Source organism: Mesorhizobium sp. M0518, assembly GCF_040321125.1.
Classification (GTDB): Bacteria; Pseudomonadota; Alphaproteobacteria; order Rhizobiales; family Rhizobiaceae; genus Mesorhizobium.
This window is the reverse complement of record NZ_JAMYQY010000016.1, coordinates 142,576-164,464: the sequence shown is the minus strand read 5'-3', so window position 1 is coordinate 164,464 and position 21,889 is coordinate 142,576. Positions and strand designations below refer to the sequence as shown.

General features: G+C 63.6%; 12 protein-coding genes and 1 tRNA gene. 6 read left to right on the top strand and 7 right to left on the bottom strand.

Features of this window, described 5'->3' with window-relative positions; genetic code table 11:
* Positions 1-7: 7 nt before the first annotated feature.
* Both NKI66_RS22775 and NKI66_RS22770 read right to left on the bottom strand, forming a co-directional pair.
* Positions 8-802: an RlmE family RNA methyltransferase gene (locus NKI66_RS22775; RefSeq protein ID WP_023810188.1), complete on the bottom strand. Its 795-nt coding sequence runs from the start codon at positions 800-802 to the stop codon at positions 8-10.
* 22 nt (positions 803-824) lie between these two features.
* On the bottom strand, positions 825-2,183 hold the full coding sequence (locus NKI66_RS22770) for a Ppx/GppA phosphatase family protein (RefSeq protein ID WP_023810187.1): 1,359 nt from the start codon (positions 2,181-2,183) through the stop codon (positions 825-827).
* Positions 2,184-2,575: 392 nt separating this feature from the next.
* Here NKI66_RS22770 and NKI66_RS22765 point away from each other — a divergent pair, with 392 nt between their 5' ends.
* The 4 genes from NKI66_RS22765 to NKI66_RS22750 all read left to right on the top strand — a co-directional run bounded on the left by NKI66_RS22765 (position 2,576) and on the right by NKI66_RS22750 (position 6,325).
* Entirely contained in the window at positions 2,576-3,508 is a 933-nt protein-coding gene (locus NKI66_RS22765; protein WP_023810186.1) for a lysylphosphatidylglycerol synthase domain-containing protein, read from the top strand.
* Positions 3,509-3,684: 176 nt separating this feature from the next.
* A tRNA-Gln gene (locus NKI66_RS22760) sits at positions 3,685-3,758 on the top strand.
* Positions 3,759-3,972: 214 nt separating this feature from the next.
* The gene (locus NKI66_RS22755) at positions 3,973-4,575 is read left to right on the top strand and encodes a hypothetical protein (RefSeq protein WP_352753057.1); all 603 of its coding nucleotides are present in this window, start codon (positions 3,973-3,975) and stop codon (positions 4,573-4,575) included.
* A 70-nt stretch (positions 4,576-4,645) separates the two neighbouring features.
* The gene (locus NKI66_RS22750; protein WP_023810184.1) at positions 4,646-6,325 is read left to right on the top strand and encodes a hypothetical protein; all 1,680 of its coding nucleotides are present in this window, start codon (positions 4,646-4,648) and stop codon (positions 6,323-6,325) included.
* Positions 6,326-6,424: 99 nt separating this feature from the next.
* On the opposite strand, the gene NKI66_RS22745 is transcribed toward NKI66_RS22750, so the two are convergent.
* Entirely contained in the window at positions 6,425-6,646 is a 222-nt protein-coding gene (locus NKI66_RS22745; protein WP_023810183.1) for a hypothetical protein, read from the bottom strand.
* Positions 6,647-6,915: 269 nt separating this feature from the next.
* Between NKI66_RS22745 and NKI66_RS22740 the strand changes: the two genes are divergently transcribed.
* Complete coding sequence (locus NKI66_RS22740; RefSeq protein ID WP_023810182.1) at positions 6,916-7,920, top strand: L,D-transpeptidase family protein; 1,005 nt, start codon at positions 6,916-6,918, stop codon at positions 7,918-7,920.
* A 69-nt stretch (positions 7,921-7,989) separates the two neighbouring features.
* Here NKI66_RS22740 and NKI66_RS22735 read toward each other — a convergent pair whose 3' ends face one another.
* Positions 7,990-8,676, bottom strand: coding sequence for a D-lyxose/D-mannose family sugar isomerase (locus NKI66_RS22735; RefSeq protein WP_013532294.1), 687 nt, complete (start codon positions 8,674-8,676; stop codon positions 7,990-7,992).
* Between the two features lie 190 nt (positions 8,677-8,866).
* On the opposite strand from NKI66_RS22735, the gene NKI66_RS22730 reads away from it, so the two are divergent.
* Entirely contained in the window at positions 8,867-9,925 is a 1,059-nt protein-coding gene (locus NKI66_RS22730; RefSeq protein WP_023810181.1) for a D-TA family PLP-dependent enzyme, read from the top strand.
* Positions 9,926-10,099: 174 nt separating this feature from the next.
* Here NKI66_RS22730 and NKI66_RS22725 read toward each other — a convergent pair whose 3' ends face one another.
* From NKI66_RS22725 to NKI66_RS22715, 3 genes are all read right to left on the bottom strand, one after another.
* Positions 10,100-10,864 (bottom strand): heme ABC transporter permease, encoded by a 765-nt coding sequence (locus NKI66_RS22725; protein ID WP_023810180.1) that lies wholly within the window; start codon positions 10,862-10,864, stop codon positions 10,100-10,102.
* Positions 10,865-10,999: 135 nt separating this feature from the next.
* On the bottom strand, positions 11,000-12,781 hold the full coding sequence (locus NKI66_RS22720; RefSeq protein WP_352442518.1) for a glucan ABC transporter ATP-binding protein/ permease: 1,782 nt from the start codon (positions 12,779-12,781) through the stop codon (positions 11,000-11,002).
* Positions 12,782-13,291: 510 nt separating this feature from the next.
* Positions 13,292-21,874 (bottom strand): glycoside hydrolase family 94 protein, encoded by an 8,583-nt coding sequence (locus NKI66_RS22715; protein ID WP_352753039.1) that lies wholly within the window; start codon positions 21,872-21,874, stop codon positions 13,292-13,294.
* Between the last annotated feature and the right edge of the window lie 15 nt (positions 21,875-21,889).

The window sequence follows — 21,889 nt, the reverse complement described above, 5'->3', positions numbered from 1 at the left end:
GCTGGCTTTACGTTTCGTCGTCCTCCGGCCCCTCGCTATGGCTCCGGGCGCTCGAGTCCTTCGGAACGTCCACTGGACGTTCCGATCCGCCTGGCGGACCGGCCTCTCGCCCTTTAAAATCCTTGGCCAGCAAATAGAGCTCGACCGATTCATCCCGCGACGCCGGCGGCTTGACGTGATGCACGGAGCGGAAGTTCTTCTTGAGCATGGAGAGCAGTTCGTTTTCGGCGCCGCCCTGGAAGGTCTTGGCAAGGAAATGCCCGCCCGGCTTCAGCACCGACAGCGCGAAATCGGCTGCCACCTCGCACAGATGCATGGTGCGGATATGGTCGGTCCGCTTGTGGCCGGTGGTCGGTGCCGCCATGTCGGACAGCACGATATCGGGATCCCCGCCCAACGCCTCGGCCAGCTTTTGCGGCGCCAGCGGATCGAGGAAATCCATCAACAGCACCGGCGCGCCGGGCACGGCGTCCATTTCGAGATAATCGATACCGATGACATGCGGCTTGTCGGCCGTCGATTTCGTCCGCGCGGCCGCAACCTGGCACCAGCCGCCGGGGGCCGCACCAAGATCGATCACCTTCATGCCGGGTTTCAGCAGATGATGCTTGTCGTCGATCTCGATCAGCTTGTAGGCCGCGCGCGAGCGATAGCCGTCAGCCTTGGAGCGCTGGACATAGGGATCGTTGATGTGGCGCTGCAGCCAGCGGCGCGACGATTCCTTCAGCCCGCTCTTCTTCTTGATCCGCGTCTTCAGCACACGAATGCTGGCGGACCCTGGTTTTTCCGGTTTCTTCGTCATTGCTTATTTCTTCGGTTCGGGCTCACGCTCTGCCACGCCCATCGTTGCGCCAGACGCCATCATCGGCCATCAGTTCGCTCAAAATACCTTCGCGCAGGCCACGATCGGCGACTCGCAGCCGCTCGGACGGCCACACGGCGCGGATCGCTTCGAGGATAGCACAGCCGGCCAGCACCAGATCGGCGCGATCGGCACCGATGCAAGGGTTGGCGCAGCGCTGCTGGAAATCCCAGCCAACCAGTCTTTCGACCATGCGATCGACGCTGTCGCGGTCCATCCACAGCCCGTCGACACGGCGGCGATCATAGCGCTCGAGCTCAAGGTGGACACCGGCCAGCGTCGTCACAGTGCCTGACGTACCCAGCAGATGGAAATTCGGACTGGCCTTGAGATGGCTCAGCCGATCGCGACCGTCGAAGCTGGCCAGCCGGCCGGCAACGTCGTCGACCATGGCGGCAAAGATCTCGCGCGTCACCGTGCGACCGCCAAAGCGCTCGGCCAGCGAGACGACGCCGACCGGCAGCGACGTCCACGACACGATATGATTGGCCAGCCTTGGCGAACGGCGGCCAGCGAGATCGATGAGCGCGATTTCCGACGAACCACCGCCAATATCGAACAGGACGACGCCTTGGGTGTCCCGCTCGACCAGCGAGCCGCAGCCGGACACCGCCAGCCGCGCCTCGGTCTGGCGGTCGATGATCTCAAGCTTCAGGCCGGCCTCGCGTTCGACACGGTCGATGAACTCGACGCCGTTTTCGGCCGTGCGGCAGGCCTCGGTGGCGATCAGCCGGGCTTTCCTGATTTTGCGGTTGCGCAATTTGTCGCCGCAGATTTTCAGCGCCTCGACCGCGCGGTCCATCGCCGGCTGGCCGAGCCGGCCATTGGCGGTGAGCCCCTCGCCCAGCCGGACGATGCGAGAAAAAGCGTCGATGACGCGGAACTGGCCATGCCGCGTCGGCACGGCGACCAGCAGCCGGCAATTGTTGGTGCCGAGGTCAAGAGCCGCAAACACCGGAAGCTCCTGGACCGGCGGCCGACGGGCGCTCTGTTCCGGCCGTGGCACTACAGCGGCGGGCGAGGCCATCGATTCCGCCGGTCTGTGGGACTCCGCCGCCGGGACACCGGTTTTGCCCGGCGCCGGCGATCGATTCTCCGTGGGACGTGCTTCGTCGCGCGCAAAAACCTTGCGCCCGCGCCTTCGCTTGCGCCGCTTCTTGGGCTTGCCTTTGTGGGGTGCGTCGCCCGCCTGCCCGTCCGCGGAGCGGAGCTCCGTCGGGCGGCGTTGCTGCCAGCTTGCGTTCCCCGGGCCAGCCGACCCCTGGGAAGCGCTGGACACGCCCACCTCCGGCGCGCCGGCGCCGGTGTCGTGGTCTTCCACTGTCGTTCCTTCCGGCGCCGCGCGAACCTATGATGGACGCAGCAGGCGCTTCAGTGTTTTAAGTTGCCGCCAGACTAACAGCGCCGCGCCCGATCACCAAGAGCCGCGTGCCGAATTTTGCCGGCAGGCCGCAAACCGCCGTTCCGGTGCGGCCGCGTAATGAACCCGCACGCCGCAGATGCCGGCGCTACGCCTGCCGGCATCTCTTTCGGCCGCTCACGACGGACAAATCTTGCCGGCCGCCGCTGCGACAAGGGTTCGCGGTTGAATAGCCGGCTTCGATGAGGCATTTCTGAAATGAGCGGAAGAATCCGGCAAGCCGGCCTCCCACCAGCCACGGAAAAGGAAGCGGACCCGCAACGCATGGCAGTCAGGCAATGAATTGGCAGGCAATGAACTGGAGACGCTATTTCTGGCCGGTTGTCGGCATCGCCGCCGTGATCTTCTCGCTGCTGCTGCTCTGGCACGAACTGCGCGGCGTTTCACTCGACGACGTCTGGGACGGTATCACGGCCATTCCGACCCGGGGTTGGGTCCTTGCCGCGCTGTGTTCGGTCATCGCCTATGCCTCGCTTGCCGGCTACGACCACATCGCGCTCCTGCATATCGGCAAGCGCGTGTCGTGGCTGTTCGTCACGCTGTGCTCCTTCACGACCTATGCGCTGTCGCACAACATTGGCGGTTCGGTGTTTTCCGGCGCCGTCATCCGCTATCGCGCCTACGGCACCAGAGGCCTGACCGGTCAGGATGTCGGCGTGCTGGTGGCGATCTGCTGGATCACCTTCGTGCTATCGACGATTCTCGCCTCTGGCCTCGTTCTGGTGTTCGAGCCAGAGGTACTCGACCGGTTTTCCGGCATCGCTCATCATGGCCTGTCGGAAGCGGCCGGTATCGCGATGCTGCTGCTCGTCGCCGCCTATGTCTTCGGCAGCTGGCTGCATCTGCGCCCGCTGAAGATCGCCAGCTTTCAGCTCCACTATCCGGCGCTGCCGATCGTCGCCCGGCAGTTGCTGATCGGCCCGATCGAACTGCTGGCCGCCGCCGCGATCATCTTCTTTGCCCTGCCAGCAGCCCACAATCCCGGTTATTTCGTCATTCTCGGCGTCTTCCTCGTCTCCTTCTCGATCGCACAGATCTCGCATGCGCCGGGCGGGCTCGGCGTGTTCGAGGTGGTGTTTCTCGCCGGCCTGTCGGACATGGATCCGGTCGGCGTGCTGGCGGCGCTGCTGGTGTTCCGGCTGTTCTACCTGATCATCCCGCTGATTCTGGGCCTGGGGGTGGTGCTGTTCTTCGAACGCTCGCAGTTCAGCCGGACGGAGCCTTGAGGCGCGGGATTGGACTGGGGGCCGCGCGCCGGCATCTGAAGAGTGGTGTCTGAAATCACCTGACGAAACCTGCCATTGAACCACAGAGCAGGCTTGACTATTTTCCGCTGGCGGCTACAAGGCAGCGCTCACAGCGGCTTGCCCGCTCGGCCCGCACGGTTCATGACCGCGCCTGCTGGGGAATAGGTTAACGGTAGACCCACGGACTCTGACTCCGTTAGTCCTGGTTCGAATCCAGGTTCCCCAGCCAAAATCCCACAAGCAAACCGATGATTTAGCACGCCAATTTGGCATCGTTTTCATCTGCATCGCTATGTCAGTTACGCACAGTACCGGGCTTTTACGGGCGCTACCCGCAGTTGCCCGCAATTGAGCCGGTCGAGATTCCCGGAGCGAAAAAGATCGTTGCCGCCGGCGCGTGCTACTCGCTAAGCTTCATGAAGGTTCCAGCACAATGCCGCGTCATGCTCACTGACAGCCAGTCCATTTTCGAAAGCATCAAGGAGGGCTGCTTGACGCTCTCCGATGACGAGTTCGTCATCGACAGGCTGGTGAAGTATTTCGGCAATGGGAGGATCCGATGGCATGTCGAATTCCGTGGGCATCGCGTCGAGCTGACGACAGGCCAGCTCAAGAAGCAGCCGACCTTCCGCAGGAAGATACTCGAACAGGCTGGGGTGCTGCCGCCCCAGCGTGCCGGAACCGACTACAGGCGATGGGCACTCGATCTGAGGAAGAATGCCATCGAGCTTCCGTGGCGGGATAGGCCGGTGGACGTCGGTTTCGCCATCGACAGGCTGACCAGCCATGGCGATGAGCGCTGGACGGTCGAATACCAGGGCAAGGCCATCAAATTCACGACGACCAAACTCCGCAGGCAGGTGAGTTTCCGCAAACGCATGCTGGCCAAGGCCAAGGTGTTGCCGCCTCAGTTGGACCCGGCTGCCTATCGGAAGTGGATGGACTGGCTCATTCAAAACGCCACTGACCCGCAGCCCGGCGATGTCTTGATGACGGAAAAAAGTTGGCTCGACGACCTGCCAGAGCTAGCCGGCTGGCAAAAATGAAGCGCCGCTTAAGGACCAGCTAGCAGTGGTGGCAATATCTAGAACAACAGCCCAAACTTGAATGGAAGACATGGACCGCTTCGACCTCGGCACCTACCGCCGCCCCATCTCCACTCGCTCGGCAGAAACCCAGCGTTGGTTCGATATCGGCCTCAACTGGTGCTACGGCTTCAACCATGAGGAAGGCATCAAGTGTTTTCAGAAGGCGCTGGAGACGGATCCTGACTGTCCGATGGTTCATTGGGGCATCGCCTATGCCGCCGGACCTTTCTACAATCTGACCTGGAAGGAGCATGGCGAGGCCGAGGCCGGCAGCGCGGCCAAGCGCTGCTTCGAGCATGTCCAGCTTGCGCGGGCCAATGCGGTTGCCGCCAACGAAATCGAGAAGCGGCTGATCGAGGCGTTGGCCGCCCGCTTCCAGAAGCCGCACCGGGTGAGCCCCGAGGAATTCGAACGGTGGGGTGACGCCTATGCCGCCGCGATGCGGCTTGTGTACAGCGACTTTCCCGACGACCATGATGTGATGGCACTGCTGGTCGAAGCGCTGATGATGCGCACGGTGCGGCGGCTGTGGAACCTCAAGACCGGCGCGCCGGCTCCGAATTCCGATGTCGTCGAGGCGCTCGATGTCTGCGAGCGGTCGATCCGGCTTGCCGATGAAGCCGGCGCGGCACAACATCCGGCGATCGTCCACCTGCACATTCATCTCCTGGAAATGTCCACCATGCCGGAGCGCGGCATGCGCTCGGCGGATCTGCTCGGCGAGATGTGCCCCGATGCCGGACATATGAACCACATGCCGGGGCACATCTATGTGCTGTGCGGCGAGTATGAGAAAGCCAAACGTGCCAGCGAAAAGGCGGTGCGCGCCAACGACCTCTATCTGGCCTATGCGGACGAGCCGACCTACTATTTGCTGGGCTGCTGCCACGATCTGCACCTGATGATGTTTACCTGCATGTTGTCGGGCCAGTACCGGCCTGCACTGTGGGCCGCCGACAGAGTGCGCAGCCTGGTCACGCGCGAGGTGGTCGCCATCCAGGGCCGGCCCAAGCTCACGCAGACGGTGGAAGGCTACCATGCGATGAAATCGCATGTGCAAGTGCGCTTCGGCCGCTGGCAGGAGATCATCGACGAGCCTGTAACCGCGGAGCCCGGCCTCTATGTGCTGACGGCGGCCATGCAGCACTACGCCAAGGGCGTCGCGCATGCGACGCTTGGGCAATTTGCTGAGGCCGAGCGCGAGCGCGAAGAGTTCCATCGGCATCTGAAAGGTATTGCGCCCGAGCGGCGCTTCCTCAGCAACCCGGCGCAGGCTTCGCTGGCTGTCGGTGTCGCTCTGCTCGACGGCGAGCTGGCGTACCACCAGGGCCGGCATGACGAGGCCTATGGCCATTTGCGGCAGGCGGTCGAGCTTGACGACAATTTGTCCTACACCGAACCGTGGGCCTGGATGCACCCGCCGCGCCATGCGCTGGCGGCGCTGCTTCTCGACCAGAGCAACGCGCAAGAAGCAGAACAGGTCTATCGCGACGACCTGGGCCTGAGCGGCACGGTGCAGCGCTGCGCCCAACATCCGAACAATGTCTGGGCACTGCACGGGCTGGTAGAATGCCTGAAACGGCGCGGCGAGACTGATGAATTGCCGATATTGCAGACAAGCCTTGCCGCGGCGATGGCCAAGGCGGATGTGCCGATCACCTCGTCCTGCCTGTGCAGGACGAGCGCGCAGCAAGGCTGCTGTCACTGACGCGAAGTCAGCCTGTCGCCACTGTTGCGGCCGATCGGCTCGCCAAACAAATTGTCGGCCGATCGTCGTTGGCGGTGGAAACCTCGCCGCCCGGTCGTGTCACCTGCCGATCAGCCAAGGCTCCATGCCGCGTCGTTCCACGCCTTCGTCGATCAGCACGGAGCAGTCTATCTCATCGTGAAGCTGGGCGTTTGGGTCAGACGAAAGCCAGGAAGCATAGGACCGAAGCTGCTTGAGCCTGGCTGTTTTCTCCAGCCGTGCCTGGCGCTCATCCTCGGCTGGTTGAGCCGGTCTTCTGTCCTTCTGGGCAGGAAATGTCATCCTGGCTCTCCTCGGTCACTGAGCCTATGAAAACAGGCGCTCAATGGGACCTTGGCCCATTGCCAACACAGGCGCTGACGAGAGTCGCCATCCATCTTGATGATGGCGGACCCTTATCAACAATGCACCCGCGCCACCGCCGGGTGCTCCTGGTCCGGGTTCGCTGCGGCGCATCGGCACTCGGCAGCCGGACTCAGATGCAGGGAAATGGAACCAGATCGGCCGTGCGACGTCATAGAAGCAGGTGCTCATACAGGAGTGTGACCTCCATGATCAGGCTCGTTCTTGCCGCGGCCGCCATGCTCGTCATGGCATGCGATGCAACGGCGGCGGCAAAACTGGACGCGGCCACCGTCAACAACGCCCAATTTGACGGCAGCGAAGCGAAAGGCGTCAGTGTGACCGTGCTGAAGGCGCAAATCCTCCTGGATCGTGCACGCTTCTCGCCAGGCCTGATCGACGGCCGCCAAGCAGAGAACTTCACCCGGGCAGTCAGTGCGTTTCAAGCGGCCAACGGATTGCCTGCCGACGGCAAGCTTACCCGCGAGACATGGGACAAGCTGGTCGCGACATCCTCGCGCCCCGCGCTTGAGACCTACGAGTTGACGCGCAAGGATGTGCGTGGACCGTTCACCAGGCGAATTCCGGCGCGCATGGAGAGGATGGCCCGCCTGCCCCGGCTCGCCTATCACAATGCCTTGGAAAAGATGGCGGAGCGCTTCCACATCAGCGAGCAGCTGCTTGAACGGCTCAATCCCGGCATCGGCTTCAGAAAGGCGGGGCAAAAGCTGCTGGTGCCAGCTGTCGCCCGAGGTGATCCGCCGCAAGACATTGGGAACGTCGAGGTCGACAAGAGCGCTCGCCAGGTTCGCGTGCTCGACCCTTCCGGCAAAGTGCTTGCGACGTACCCCGCCTCGATCGGGAGCCAGGAGAAGCCCGCGCCGAGTGGCGAGGCAGAGGTCAAACGCGTGGTGCGCCACCCAACCTATCACTACGATCCAGAGTTTGCCTTCAAGGGGGTGAAGACCAAGCGCCCCTTCACGATCGCTGCCGGACCAAACAATCCGGTGGGATCGGTCTGGATCGATTTGTCCATCGATAGTTATGGCATTCACGGGGCGCCGGACCCAGGCAAGATCGGAAAGACCTTCTCGCATGGTTGCATCAGGCTGACCAACTGGGATGCCGAAGACCTCGCCTCCGAAGTGCAAAAAGGCACAAAGGTCGTCTTCAAGGACGAAGCGGCAGGATCGGTCGAACAAGGATCGCAGTAGGTAGGCGCTACCGGCTAACCCGCTTTCGATCGTGGGGCTGGCGTCACCGAAGGCATGGGGCGGCGCCCCCTACCCCAGCCACTTCTCATAGTCGGACACCAGCAGGTGGATCGGGGCAACGTCTTCGTCGATGTTGGAAAAACGGCCGATCGGTTCGCGAAACACATTGTCGGTGAGATCGTCATTGACGGTCGAGACCTCGCCGATCAGCACGTCCTTGCCCTCGGCCCAGAAGGCATGCCAGACGCCGGGCAGCAGCGTGACGCTCTGGCCCGGGTCGAGCTTCAGGAGCCCACCCGCAGGCAGCCTGTGGATGGTTCCGTCGACCGGCACCGAGACCTCGGCCTTGGGATCGATGCCGCCGTCGCGGTCATGCATGAACAGTTCCAGCACCAGCTTGCCGCCGCCACGGTTGATGATGTCCTCGGCCTTGATGTTGTGGCGGTGCATCGGCGACAGCTGGTCCTTGCGCGAGATCATGATCTTTTCGGCATAGAGCATGCCCATGCCCTTCTTCATGTCCTCGTAGCGGCCGTTGCGAACGGTGAACAGGAACAGGCCGAGTTCCCTGAATTTCTCTTGCCCGTAATCGGTGATGTCCCAGCCAAGCCGCGAGGTGAATACGGCCGACGAGTCGACCTGACGCGCCTTCGCCTCCTGCGGCGACCAATAGGCGAAGGGCGGCATGATGTAGCCGAACGAGCGGATGAAAGCGTCGGCTTCGCGGATGATGTCGTTGATGGCGGAGCGCTTCATGATCATGATCCCTTCGTATCGATTTGTCTGGCAAATCGCATAGCCGAACGTCGATGCGGTGTCGATCCATCTCGCCGCCTGTCCGGCGTTGCGCTTAGGCGCATGGACCACAAATCCGCTTCGCTGGCCGCGTGACATCACGGATTTTCAGGGCCATAAAACCCGCGGATTCCTCATGGGGTGAAAGATGATGCCGACCGTTCACGATCTCGATACGCCATCCATCCTGATCGACACCACGCGCGCGGAAGCCAACATTGCCCGCGCCCAGGCGCATGCCGACAAGAACGGGCTGAAGCTCAGGCCGCATATCAAGACGCACAAATTGCCCTACTGGGCGAAGAAGCAGGTGGCGGCCGGCGCCGTCGGCATCACCTGCCAGAAGATTGGCGAGGCCGAGGTGATGGCGGATGCCGGGCTGACCGATATTTTTCTTCCCTACAACATCCTTGGGCGCGCCAAGCTGGAGCGGCTTCTGGGGCTGCACGGGCGCGTCACCCTGTCGGTGACAGCGGACAGCATGGAGACGCTCGAAGGGCTGGCAACCACCTTCACCGATGCCGGTCATCGCTTGCAGGTGCTGGTTGAATGCGACACCGGCATGGGCCGCTGCGGCGTGCAGTCGGCTGATGAAGCGGTCGCGCTGGCAAGACAGATCGACAGAGCCGGCGGCCTCGCCTTCGGCGGACTGATGACCTACCCGGCCGCCGGGCGGGCAGCGGAGGCCGAAGCCTGGCTCACCGAGGCCAAGCAGGCACTTGCCGCGTCGGGCCTCGCCTGCGAACGCATCTCCAGCGGCGGCACGCCGGATATGTGGCGCTCCAGCGATACATCTGTTGTCACGGAGTATCGTCCAGGCACCTACATCTATCTCGACCGCTATCAGGTCGCCAAAGGCGTCGGCGGCCTCGACGACTGCGCGCTGACGGTGCTGTCGACGGTGGTCAGCCATCCCACAGCGACGCGCGCTATCCTCGATGCCGGGAGCAAGGCGCTGTCCAGCGATACGCTGGGTCTCGCCGATTTTGGCGAGTTGCTCGGCGTGTCGGGAGCGCGGGTGACGGGCCTGAGCGAGGAGCACGGCACCGTCACGCTTTCGGGCGACGGCAAGCTGCGCATCGGCGAGCGCGTGCGTGTCGTGCCCGACCATTGCTGCGTCGTCACAAACCTGTTCAACGAGGTCAATCTGGTCGACGGCGACACGGTGCTGGAAACGTTGCCCGTGGCGGCGCGGGGAAGGATGGGGTGAGGGTCATCGTCAAGGCCAGCGAAACGCCGCAGTATCTTCAGCACGCCGGCGGGACAGCGCCCCCTCTGGCCTGCCGGCCATCTCCCCCTCAAGTGGGGAGATCAGCAGCTTCAGCGCCCCACTCACTGCTCAGAGATAGACGTTGGCGAAAGCGAAAATTACAGTCGACGCGCGTCAGTTGGCGGACCGCTCGGCCTGCCGTGCCGCAACCCTGCGCGTGGCAATCACCCGGCGGCGGCGGATTTCGGTGCGCATCGCCATCAGGTGCAGCGCGAAGAACAGCACGGTGAAGCCGAGCGCCATCACCAGTAGCGGCCATAGCAGGCTGGGATCGATGGTCGAGCCGCCCATGCGGAACACCGAGGCCGGCTGATGCAGCGTGTTCCACCAGTCGACCGAGAATTTGATGATCGGGATGTTGATGAAGCCGACCAGCGTGATGATGGCGGCGGCCCAGGCGGCGCGGCTTGCGTCGTCGAGTGCGCGGGTCAGCGCGATGATGCCGAGATACATCAGGAACAGCACGAAGACCGAGGTCAGACGCGCATCCCAGACCCACCAGGTGCCCCACATCGGCTTACCCCAGATCGAACCGGTGATCAGCGCCAGCGCGGTGAAGACGGCGCCGATGGGGGCTGCGGATTTCAGCGCGACATCTGCCAGCGGGTGCCGCCAGACAAGCGTGCCCAGCGCCGAGACCGCCATCAGCGTGTAGCACATCATGGCCAGCCAGGCGAAAGGCACGTGGATGTACATGATGCGGACGGTTATGCCCTGCTGGAAATCCTCAGGCGCGGCGAAGCTCATATAGAGCCCGACGGCGAGGATGAGTGTGGCGATCGTGGCCAGCCACGGCACGACCTTGTCCGCCAGCCCGACGAAGCGCGTCGGGTTGGCGAGATCCATCCAGCCGGTCAGGCGTGAAGTCGTGTCGCTCATGCGTTTCTACATAAACCGCCGCGGCGTTCGGGGCAATCGAGCGTGGTGTCGCAGACGCAATTGGGGCGGCCGTGCCTGTACTCTCACCTGGACCTATGGTCCGACCTCCCACAAGGGGAGGTCGGAGAAAGAAGCTCAGGCGGCTGCTTCCTGCTGTTGCTGTACGGTGCGGCTGAGGCGGCGGACTTCCTCGTCGTTGAGCAGGCCGCCGGCGCGCAACAGGCTGGCAAAGCGGCCATTGCGCAGCGACAGCTCGGTGAAGCCGCCCATCTCGACCACCCTGCCCTTGTCCATGAACACGACCAGATCGGCGTCGCGAACGGTGGTCAGGCGGTGGGCGATGATGAAGGTGGTGCGGTCGCGGCGCAGTTCGTCGATCGCTTCCTTGACGCGGTCCTCGGTCTCGACGTCGAGCGCGCTGGTCGCCTCGTCGAGCACCAGGATCGGTGCGTCCTTCAACACGGCGCGGGCAATGGCGATGCGCTGACGTTCGCCGCCCGACAGCTGGCCGCCACGTTCGCCAACCACCGTGTCGTAGCCATTGCTCTTGGACAGGATGAAGTCCTGTGCGGCAGCCGCATTGGCGGCGGCATGAATCTCGTCATTGCTTGCATCGGCGCGGCCAACACGGATGTTGTCCTCGATCGAGCGGTTGAGCAGCCCGGCATCCTGGAACACGGTGGCGATCGAATGGCGCACCGACTTGCGGGTCACGGTACGGGTGTCGATGCCGTCGATCAGGATACGGCCATGGGACGGCGAGAAGACACGCTGCAGCAGGTTGATGAGCGTGGTCTTGCCGGCGCCCGTCGGGCCCACAATGGCGACGGTCTGGCCCGCCTGCACCTCGAAGGACACGTCGTCGATGCCTTGGCCGGAATTGGCAAATTCGAAGCCGACATTCTCGAAGCGGACATGGCCGGTAACGTTGGCAAGATCGCGTAGGCCGTCCGGCTCGGCGGCATCAGCCGCGGAGTCCTCGAGATGGTAGAAATCCTCGAGCTTGGCACGGGCCTCGGAAATCTGGTTGGCGAAAGCCGACATCTGGTCGAGGCGAGCGATCAACATCGTGGCAAAACCGGTGAAGGCAATGACGTCGCCGACACCCAACTGACCACGAGTCACAAGATAGGAGCCGATCGACAACACGATCAGCATCGAGATTGCCGATGACAGACGGTGCAAGGCATTGGCCAGCGCCCACCAGTCGAGCACGGGGTTCTGCGCGTCGAGCAGGTTCTTGACGTAGCGGCGCAGCGTATCGGCCTCGTGGCCGAGGCGATTGTAGCTCTGCAGCACCGCAACGTTGCTGACCGAGTCGGTCACATGCGCGAACACCTTGTGGTAGTGACGCTCGACCGCAGCCTGGCCCGCCTTGGTGCGGCGCATGACCATCCGGCCGATGCCGACATAAAGCAGCCCGAGGCCAAGCAGCACCAGCGACATGCGCAGGTCCATGCTGATCGCGGTCGGAACCAGCAGCACGAGGGCGACAGCCGTGGACAGATGCTGGCGCATGAATTCGAGCCAAAGGCTGAACAGGGTTTCGACGGCGCGCAGCATCGTGTGCAGCGCATTGGAGGTGCCGTGCTGATGGTGCCAGGCGAGCGGCATGGTGATCACACGCTCGAAGGACTGGCACAGCACTTCGCTGCGCCGAGCATGGGCGAAGCGGTCAGCGCCGCGCGCCACCATGACGAAAGCAACGATGTTGAAGGCGCCGAGACCGGCCCACATGACCAGCGTGGTGAAGACAGAGCCACGCTCGGAGATGGCGCCGATGACGCGACCGAACATAATCGGCTCGAGAAGCGCTACGATGGCGAGAGCCACGTTGGCCGAACAGATCAACGCAACGCGTTTCCTGTCTGCGGCCAGATAACCGAGAGCTCGCCAGTAGATTTGCAGAAGGGTCACCCCAGTTACTCCGCCACGCTGTTTATTGTGCACTGCATCATTTTATTCGTACCGGTTGATACGTCGCAAAACAATGGCCGTGTACCCCTTCAGTTCCCTTAGAGCGAACAAAAGATGGCGACGTTCCGAAATCTGCCGTGATCACCTAACGGTTTGAGAAGACAGGTAAAATGTCAGGCATGCGGCGAAATCATGGCAGTTGGCACGTGCTGCCACAATTTTAATCAGCAACAATGTCGGGCGGATGACTAAGGCCGAAATCGCCTTTTGCGAAGTATAGAGCGAAACAAAGCTGCAGGGCGCCCTTCCAGGTGAAGGGAGGCCAAACTCTCACTGCTCGTGGCGCCCCTGTCGGATGCCTCAAGCCTTTGATTTCATGCACTCCTCGGTGGCATGTCCTTCAATCGGCAGGCGGCAACGCCAGGCGGGACGGCCTCTCATCCCGCCGTGGCGGCAAAAGTCGCGCCCCGGATCCCAGGCCCGAGCGCATAGTTTTTGAGCAACATTGCATTAAGCCGGGATCCGGATGACCACCTCGGCAACTTCGCCGTCCTTCAGTTCGACTGCCGAAACCTTGGTCTTTGCCCCATTCACCTCCAGCGACACGGCCTTGGCCTTATTGTCGCGGATGACGCGAACCCTGAGTTCCGCTCCCAGCATTTTGAGATTTGCCGAGTAACCGTCCCAGTGGCTCGGCAGCTTCGGCTTGAACTGGACACGCTTGCCACGCCGTTCGATGCCCAGAATGCCTTCGACCGCAGCCCTGTAGAGCCAGCCGGCAGAGCCGGTGTACCAGGTCCAACCGCCACGGCCGCCCTTGCCGTTGCCTGCATTGTCGTCGCCGGCATAGATATCGGCCGCCACGACATAGGGCTCGACACGATAGTGCTCGGCCGTGGCCTCGTCGGTCGCATGGTTGACGGGGTTCAGCATCGAGAAACAGCGATAGGCCTCGTCGACCTGTCCCATCTCGGCAAGCGCGATGACGAACCATGTGGCGGCGTGGGTGTACTGGCCGCCATTCTCGCGCACGCCGGGCGGATAGCTCTTGATGTAACCCGGGTCCTTTTCCGTCCTTGCGAAGGGCGGCGTGAACAGCTTGACGATCTTCAGCTTGTCGTCGACGAGCAGCTTCGTTGCTTGCTCCATCGCGGTCGTCGACCGTGCCGGATCGCCCTCTCCCGAAAGCACGCTCCAGGACTGGGCGATCGAGTCGATCTTGCACTCCTGCGAGTTGCGAGACCCCAAAGGGGTGCCGTCGTCGAAACTGCCGCGCCGGTACCATTCGCCGTCCCATGCGGTGCTCTCAAGCGCCCGCTTCAGAACATCGGCATGCTTTGCCCAGGCCTGTGCTCGCTTGGCGTCGCCCTCGGCCTTGGCGACGGGGGCGAAGTCGCCCAGCGTCTTCAGCAGGAACCAGCCGAGCCAGACGCTCTCGCCCTTGCCCTGCTCGCCAACGCGGTTCATGCCGTCGTTCCAGTCGCCGCCGAGGATCAGCGGCAGGCCCGCGGGGCTGCTGCGCTTGATGGCGAGATCGAGCGCACGCGCGCAATGGTCGTAGAGCGACGCTGTCTTCTTCGAGATTTCCGGGGTGAAGAAGGCATCGTGCTCGCCCTCGCCCAGCGGCTGTCCATCGATGAAGGCCAATTGCTCCTTCAGGATGGTGGCATCGCCGGTGACCAGCAAATAGCGCGCCGTGGCGTGGGCAAGCCAGACCACGTCGTCGGAGATCAACGTACGCACGCCAGCACCCGTGCGCGGCAGCCACCAGTGCTGCACGTCGCCTTCGGGGAACTGCCGCCGCGCCGCGTTGAGGATTTGGTCGCGCGCCAGTTGCGGGTCATGCGCCAGCAGCGCCAGCGTATCCTGCAACTGGTCGCGGAAGCCGAAGGCACCGCTGGCCTGATAGAAGGCGGAGCGGGCACGGATGCGGCAGGCCAGGCTCTGATAGGGCAGCCAGTGATTGACCATGGCGTCGAGCGCCTTGTCAGGCGTCTCGACCTGGATGGTGTCGAGAAAGCCGCGCCATTCGCGCTCATTGTCGGCCAGCCGCTGGTCGAAATCCTTGACCCGGTGCTCTTGCACCAGCGCGCTAGCCTCCTCGGCGGACTCGGCGTCGCCGAGCAGCCAGAGCAGCGTCACGTCGCCGCCAGCCGGAATCTCGACATCGCGGGCAATCGCCGCGCACGGATCGTCACCAGCCTCGACACGGCCAGACAGCGCCGCACCACTCAGCACCGCCTGGGGTAGCTCGCTGGAACCATGCCGGCCCAGGAACTCCGATCGGTCTGTTGTCACCGAATGGACGCCACCGTCGGCCGCGAGGAAAGCAACGCGCTCGCCGAAATCCAGCCCGTAGGGGTTTTGTGCCAGCAGCGCGCCGCTGGCGGCATCCCGCGACGGGACGATGGTTGCCGCCGTGCGCGACCGGTGCCCGCCGAGCACCCATTCGGCATAGGCATAGACACGCAGCCGCGCCGGCACCGAGCCGGAATTCTGGATGCGCAGCCGTGAGATCTTCAGCGGATCGACCGGATCGACGACATGGGTGAGATCCATCGACAATGGTCCGCGCTTCGAGCGGAAGGTCGAGAAACCCTGGCCATGCCAGGCCTCGTAGGTCATCGAGGGATCGCGCACCATGGCGGCGAGCGGCGAGAATGCCTTGCCGCTCGCCTGATCGTAGATATAGAAGCCCTCGCCCGGCCGGTTCGAGACCGGATCATTCGACCACGGCGTCAACTGGTAGTCGCGGCTGTTTCGGCTCCAGGTGAAGGCGGCGCCCTCGGCCGAGGTATGGAAGCCGAACGAGGCGTTGGAGACGACGTTGATCCACGGCTGCGGCGTCGTGCGCCGGCCGGCCAGGCGCACGACATAGTGCCGCCCGTCGCCGTCGAAACCGCCAAAGCCGTTCCACTGGCTGAGCCCGCTGCCATCGGCGCTGACATTTGCCACCGCCTGCGAGGCAGGAGCATGCGTCGTGGGTGTCGGCGACGGCAATTCACGCGGAATCGGCAATGCTGCCAGAGCGTCCCGCGCCTGCAGAGCCGCCGCCTCGGCGCGCTCGATCTGGTCGAAGATGGTGCCATTGCGCGTGTGCAGGACCACCCGGGCGACAGCGAGCAGCGTCTTGTAGGTGGTCTCGTCCATGAGGTCGCGGCGCACCGCGAAAATGTGCTGGCGCGGTCCGAGCTCCTTGCCGCGCAGGCGGCTGTTTTCGCACAGCGTCTCGACCGCCCGTTGCAGGTCCTGGACATAGGAGGACGCCTGCTCGTTGACGACGACGAAGTCGATCATCATGCCGCGGGTGCGCATATATTCCTGGAAACGCAGCGCCTGGGCAACGATTTCGAGATCGGCGACATCGCCGATCCTGACCAGGAAGATCGGGAAATCGCCGGAAATGCTTGTCGGCCACAGGCTCGACTGCTTGCCCAGCCCCGTGGCGATGGATTCAGCGGGAAGACGCAGGAACGGATCCGGATAGATCAGGTAGCGCGCCAGCTTCTGCACATTGGCGGCATCGGTCAGGCTGAGGCCCATATGGCGGGTCTGCACCTGGCTGCGCGTCCAGGCAAGCATGGCCTGGCGGGCAAAGCTCTCCGGATGGTCGAGGCGGGCGATGGCTTCGTCCAGCTCGGTGCGGCCAGCGCCGACGACGGTCCAGAAGGTCAGCGATATCTTCTTGTTGGCCGGCACGCGCACCTGGCGGCGGAGCGACGCGACGGGATCGAGCGTAAAGCCTGAATGGCCGCCCAGCCTGGCGCCCGGGTCGAAAGCGGCTGCGTCGACGATGGTACGGCCACGGCCGATGAAGGCGCGCCTGTCGGTCTCGGCCTCGGCATCGCGCGCCGATCCGGACGGATCGGTGACGAAATGCACCATGGCGATATCGGGCTCGCTGGTCTCGCGCTTGCGCCGCGTGGCGAAGATCGCCGCGTTGTTCGCAGAGATTTCGGTTTCCACGAACATCTTCGAGAAGGCCGGATGCGCGTTGTCGGACGCCTCCAGGCCGAGCACCAGTTCGGCAAAGGAGGTCACTTCGATGTGACGGTCGGACGGACCGTCATTGTAGAGCGTGACCCGACGGCCCTCGCCATTGCCTTCCGAGATGACGATGCATTCGACCTCGGAGCGCAACGTGCCCACCGATTTGACGAAGCTCGCCTTGTCGTCGGAGAACAAGGTCTGCGCCTTTTCCTCGGCGGCGCGCTTCGGTTCGGCTGTAGCCGACCACCAGTCACCTGAGCCTGCGTCACGCAGGAAGATGTAGGAGCCGAGCCGGTCCTCGGTCGGATCCGGTTGCCAGCGTGTGACGGAGAGATCGCCCCAGCGGCTGTAGCCCGAGCCGGTCGCGGTGACCATCACCGAATAGCGGCCGTTCGACATGACGTTGGTCGACCGCAGCGACTGCAGCGGATTGAGCACGATGCGGGTGTCGGGGCTGTCGACTTCGGTCTCGTCCTTGGAGCGTTCGTCGGCCTCGGTCCTGACGGTCGCGGTCGGGATGTCGCGCGGCGCCCTCTCCTGCAGCAAGAGTTCGGCCGATTCGATGACCGGGTCGCTGTGAAAGCGGTCGCGCATGCGACCTTCGAAGATGGCGTCGGCAACCGCCGCGATCGACATGCCCGAATGGTGGGCCATGTAGTTCTGGACGACGACGTGATCCGTGCCTTCCGGCACGCGCTGCGGCGTGAAGTCGACGGCATCGTAGTAACCGTGGCGGCCGAGCGCCCCGATCTCCCGCAATCGGGCGAGATTCAGCACGGCTTCACGCGGGTTGAACTGGGCCGCGAGTATGGTGGCGTAAGGCGCGATCACCGTGTTCTGGCCAAGGCCGCGCTTCAGCCCGAGACCTGGAACGCCGAAATTTGTGTATTGGTAGGTCAGTTCGCGGTCGCGCGCATTGTAGGCGGCCTCCGAAATGCCCCACGGCACGTTCTTCTGGCGGCCGTACTGGATCTGGCGCTTGATGATCAGCTTGCTGGTCTGGTTGAGGATCGAGCCCTGCGGCTCCTTCATCACCAGCGGCGGCATCAGGTATTCGAACATCGAGCCGGACCAGGACATCAGGGCGCCCTGGAAACCGATTTCGACGATCGGCCGGCCAAGCCGGAACCAGTGCTCGGTCGGCAGGTCGCCCTTGGCGATGGCGAACAGGCTGGTCAGCCGCGCTTCGGAAGCCAGAAGGTCGTAGCAGCTTTCGTCGAGCTGGTGCTCCTCGACCCGGTAACCGATCGACAACAGCTTGCGCTCCGGCCGCATCAGGAAGGAGAAATCCATCTCGAAGGCGTAGCGGCGCGTGCGCTCGCGCAAGGTGAGCAGCTTGGCACGCAGCGCCTCGACGGCATTGTCGTCGCTGTGCGCGTCATGGACGTGCGCTTCGCAGGTGGCTTCCAGCCTTGCCGCCCAGTCGACGATGACGTCGCTCTGGGGCGACACGGCCTCGGTATGGATGGCGGTGGCCAATTTGCGGATCTCGCCGGCCAGCACAGCCAGGTTGATGGTGCGGATCGACGCCATTTCGGGCTGCGCCTTGATGGTGTCGACAGCGCGCCGCATGCCGTCGAGACGGTCCGCGAGACGCTGGCGCAGCGGGCGCAACTGACGGCGGTCGTCGGGCAAATCATCGAGGCTTTCGCTGAGGATGGTGACCGTGTCGAGAATGCCTTCGAAATCGCCCTGGAGATGGACGGAGGGCGCTTCGGCCCATTCGGCGCAGGCCGCCGCCACCGCCACCAGATGGCCAGCGAGATTGCCGCTGTCGACAGCCGAGATGTAAAGCGGATAGAGCGGCTTCAGTGTCGTCGTGTCGTACCAGTTGAAGAGGTGACCGCGCTCACGCGGCATGCCCTCGATCGTCGCCATGGTGGCGTCGATGCGGGTGATGGCGTCGGACAGGCTGATCCAGCCGAAGTCGCGGGCGGAGACGACGGACAGCAGGTAGACGCCGATATTGGTCGGCGAGGTGCGTGGCGCCACCACCGGCGCCGGGCTTTCCTGGAAATTATCGGGCGGCAGATGGTGGTGTTCTGCCGTCACGAAGCTTTCGAAATAGTGCCACGTGCGCCGCGCCACCGTGCGCAACGTGTGGATGTCGGCCTGCGATATGCGCAGCCGATCCTCGGTTTCAGCCGAACGGCTGATCCAGCTGGCGATGGCCGGCGAGCCAATCCAGAACAGGGCGAAGAAGAAGGCGACGAAGGCGCCGGTCGAATCGGCCAGCACCGGAATGGCAAGGCCGACGAAGCCGATGATCACGGCGCCATACATCATGCCGTAATACGACCCGACATCGTTGTCGCCCGCCTTATGCGCCTGCGAGGCGGTGCGCCATTCCAAAAGGTTCTGGCGGCTGACGAACAGCCGGTAGAGGGTACGCACGATGGCATCGCCCATCATCCAGGCGTTGTGCGCCATCAGCACGATTTTCAGCGCCACCATAGCGGTGCCGAAAGCGACGTCGCGCGCCAGGGCCGAGAAATGGCCGCGCGGCGTCTGGTCGCCGCTCTTGGGCAGGATGGCGTTGACGATGTCGAATGTCGGCGCCATGAACAGGCTGAGGATCAGCAGGGCCTGCCATTGCGCGGCCTGCGTGAAGGGCAGCAGCGTCCAGCCGGCGATCGCCGCCATCACCCAGAAGATCGGCGTCAGCGAGCGGCGCAGATTGTCGATCATCTTCCAGCGCGACAGCGCCGGCACGCCGGAGCGCGGATCGAGCATGAAGCCGAGCAGCTGCCAGTCGCCGCGCGCCCAGCGATGGTGGCGCGAGGCGTCGACCGAATATCGGGTCGGATAGTCCTCGACCAGTTCGACGTCGGTGACCAGCGCCGCGCGCGCGAGCGCGCCTTCCAGCAGATCGTGGCTGAGGATGGTGTTTTCCTCGATGCGGCCCTGCAGCGCGGCCTCGAAGGCGTCGACATGATAGAGGCCCTTGCCGGTGAAGGACCCGTCGCCGAAGACGTCCTGATAGAGATCGGACACGGCAAAGACATAAGGGTCGAGGCCGCGATTTGCCGAAAACACCCGCTGGAAGAACGACGCATCGTCGCCTGATGTCAGCGACGCGGTGATGCGCGGCTGCAGGATCGCATAGCCGGCCGTGACGACGCGCTTGCTGGCATCGAAATGCGGCCGGTTGAGCGGGTGGCAGAGCTTGCCCACGAGGGTGGCGACCGCGTCACGGGTGGTGCGCGTGTCGGCATCGAGCGTCATCACATGGACGACGTTCTCCGGCAGCGGCACGTCGAGCGGCAGGAACGTGGTGTCGCTGTCGCCGCGCAGCAGAAGATCGAGCTCGTGCAGCTTGCCGCGCTTGCGCTCCCAGCCCATCCAGGCCCCTTGCGCCGCGTTGAAGAGCCGGCGCCGGTGCAGGATGTAGAAACGCGGCGCGCCTTCGGAGGGATAGCGGGCGTTGAGACGGGCGATTTCGGTACGGGCGAATTCGAGGATTTCGGTGTCCGCCGCATCGATCTCGGTCTTCGAGTCTGGCCAGTCCGACAGCAGCGCGAAATGGATTTCATCGGCCGTGTTGGCGAGATGATGCACCTCGATGTTGCGGATGTTTTCCTCGACATCGTCGCGCGAGCCGATCAGCGACGGCACCACCACCAACGTGCGCGCCTCGGGCGGCACGCCGTGTCGGTAATCGTAGCCGACGAGGCGCGTCGGTTTCAGGAACAGCGATACGACCGTGTTGAAGAAGGCGAGCGCGCCCTCGCTGGCCGGCACGGCAAAAAGCGCCAGCATGAGGACGATCGAGGGCACCGACAGGCCGAGATTGGCAAGCGCGTTGCCGGAGAGGACGAGAAGCAGGGCCGTCAGCGCAAACACGGGTACGACGATGCCGAGCCACCCGGTCTTGCGGAAGGCACGCTTGACCGTCTGGCTGATGGTGGGCCGGTAGCCGATCGCCTTCTCCAGCTCTAGCCGGCGTGGGCCGACGAGAAAGAAGCCGACATCGGTGTGGGCGGACCCGGTTAAAACGACGTCGCCATCGCCATCACTAGCAGCGTGGCCGGCCAGCTCGATGGCCTTCTCGGCAACGCGATATTCCGAAAGGTTCGAGCGGCGCGCCAATTCCTCGATCGCGGTCCGGTACTGATCGCGCGAAAAAAAGTCGAGCGCGGCGAAATCGGTGCGCTCGCGCAGCACGGTGTCGATGCGGCTGACGCCTTCGAACCACACCGTCCAGTCGACGTCGTTGATGAGGCGCAGGCCGCGGATGATGTTGCCCGTTGTCACATTGCCGCTGGACAGCGTGTGATGTTCGGAAATGATGATTTCCTCGGCATCGGAGCCGGTCTTTTCAAGCTCGCCTTCCAGCCATTCCAGAGCCTTGCCGGCATTCTGCGATCCATCGCGCAACCGATAGAGCAGCTGGGTGGCGAAGGTGGTGTCCTGCGCGTGGGCGCTGAAGTTGGACAGGATCGCCTGCCGGTCGGCGCTGTCGTCGGTGGCCAGGACCTTGTCGGCCACATCGTTGGCGATCTGGCGCATCTGGCGGGTGCGATTGACCCTGACGGCCAGCCGGCGGAGATTTTCGATCAGGACGAAGCGCAACAGCGAAGGCAGCGCCCAGAGTTCGCCGATCTTCAGCGGCTCGACCGACTGGAAACCCTGGACGATGGACTTGAACATCGTCGCCGAAACGGAACTGTCCGAATGCGCCACATAGGTCCAGGCCAGCGCCAGCGCGCGCGGCACAGTGCCGTTGTCAGGCAGTTTCAGCGTCGGCAACTGACGATAGAACCGGCGCGGCAGGTCGCGCTTGACCTGGAAAATGGTCTCTTCGACCAGGTAATTGTTGTCGAGCAGCCATTGTGCCGCCGGCGTGATCGTCTCGCCCCTCGCCTGCGCAGCATTGGTCGACCGGTAGACTTCCAGGATCTTCTTGGCGCTATCCCGGATACGGGCCTGAAAATCAAAGGGCGTCAGGCCGAACAGGTCCGTGAGGTCGCCTTTTGCCAGGCTTTCGCCAAGCAGCCGAAGGCGCTCTTCGGGCAGGTAATTGGAACGGATCGGCTCTTCGGTAATGGCCGGGAAGCTTGCGCTTGTCTTCTCGATTTGGGCAGGATTCGTCTGAATATTCATTGAAAATTCCGTAAG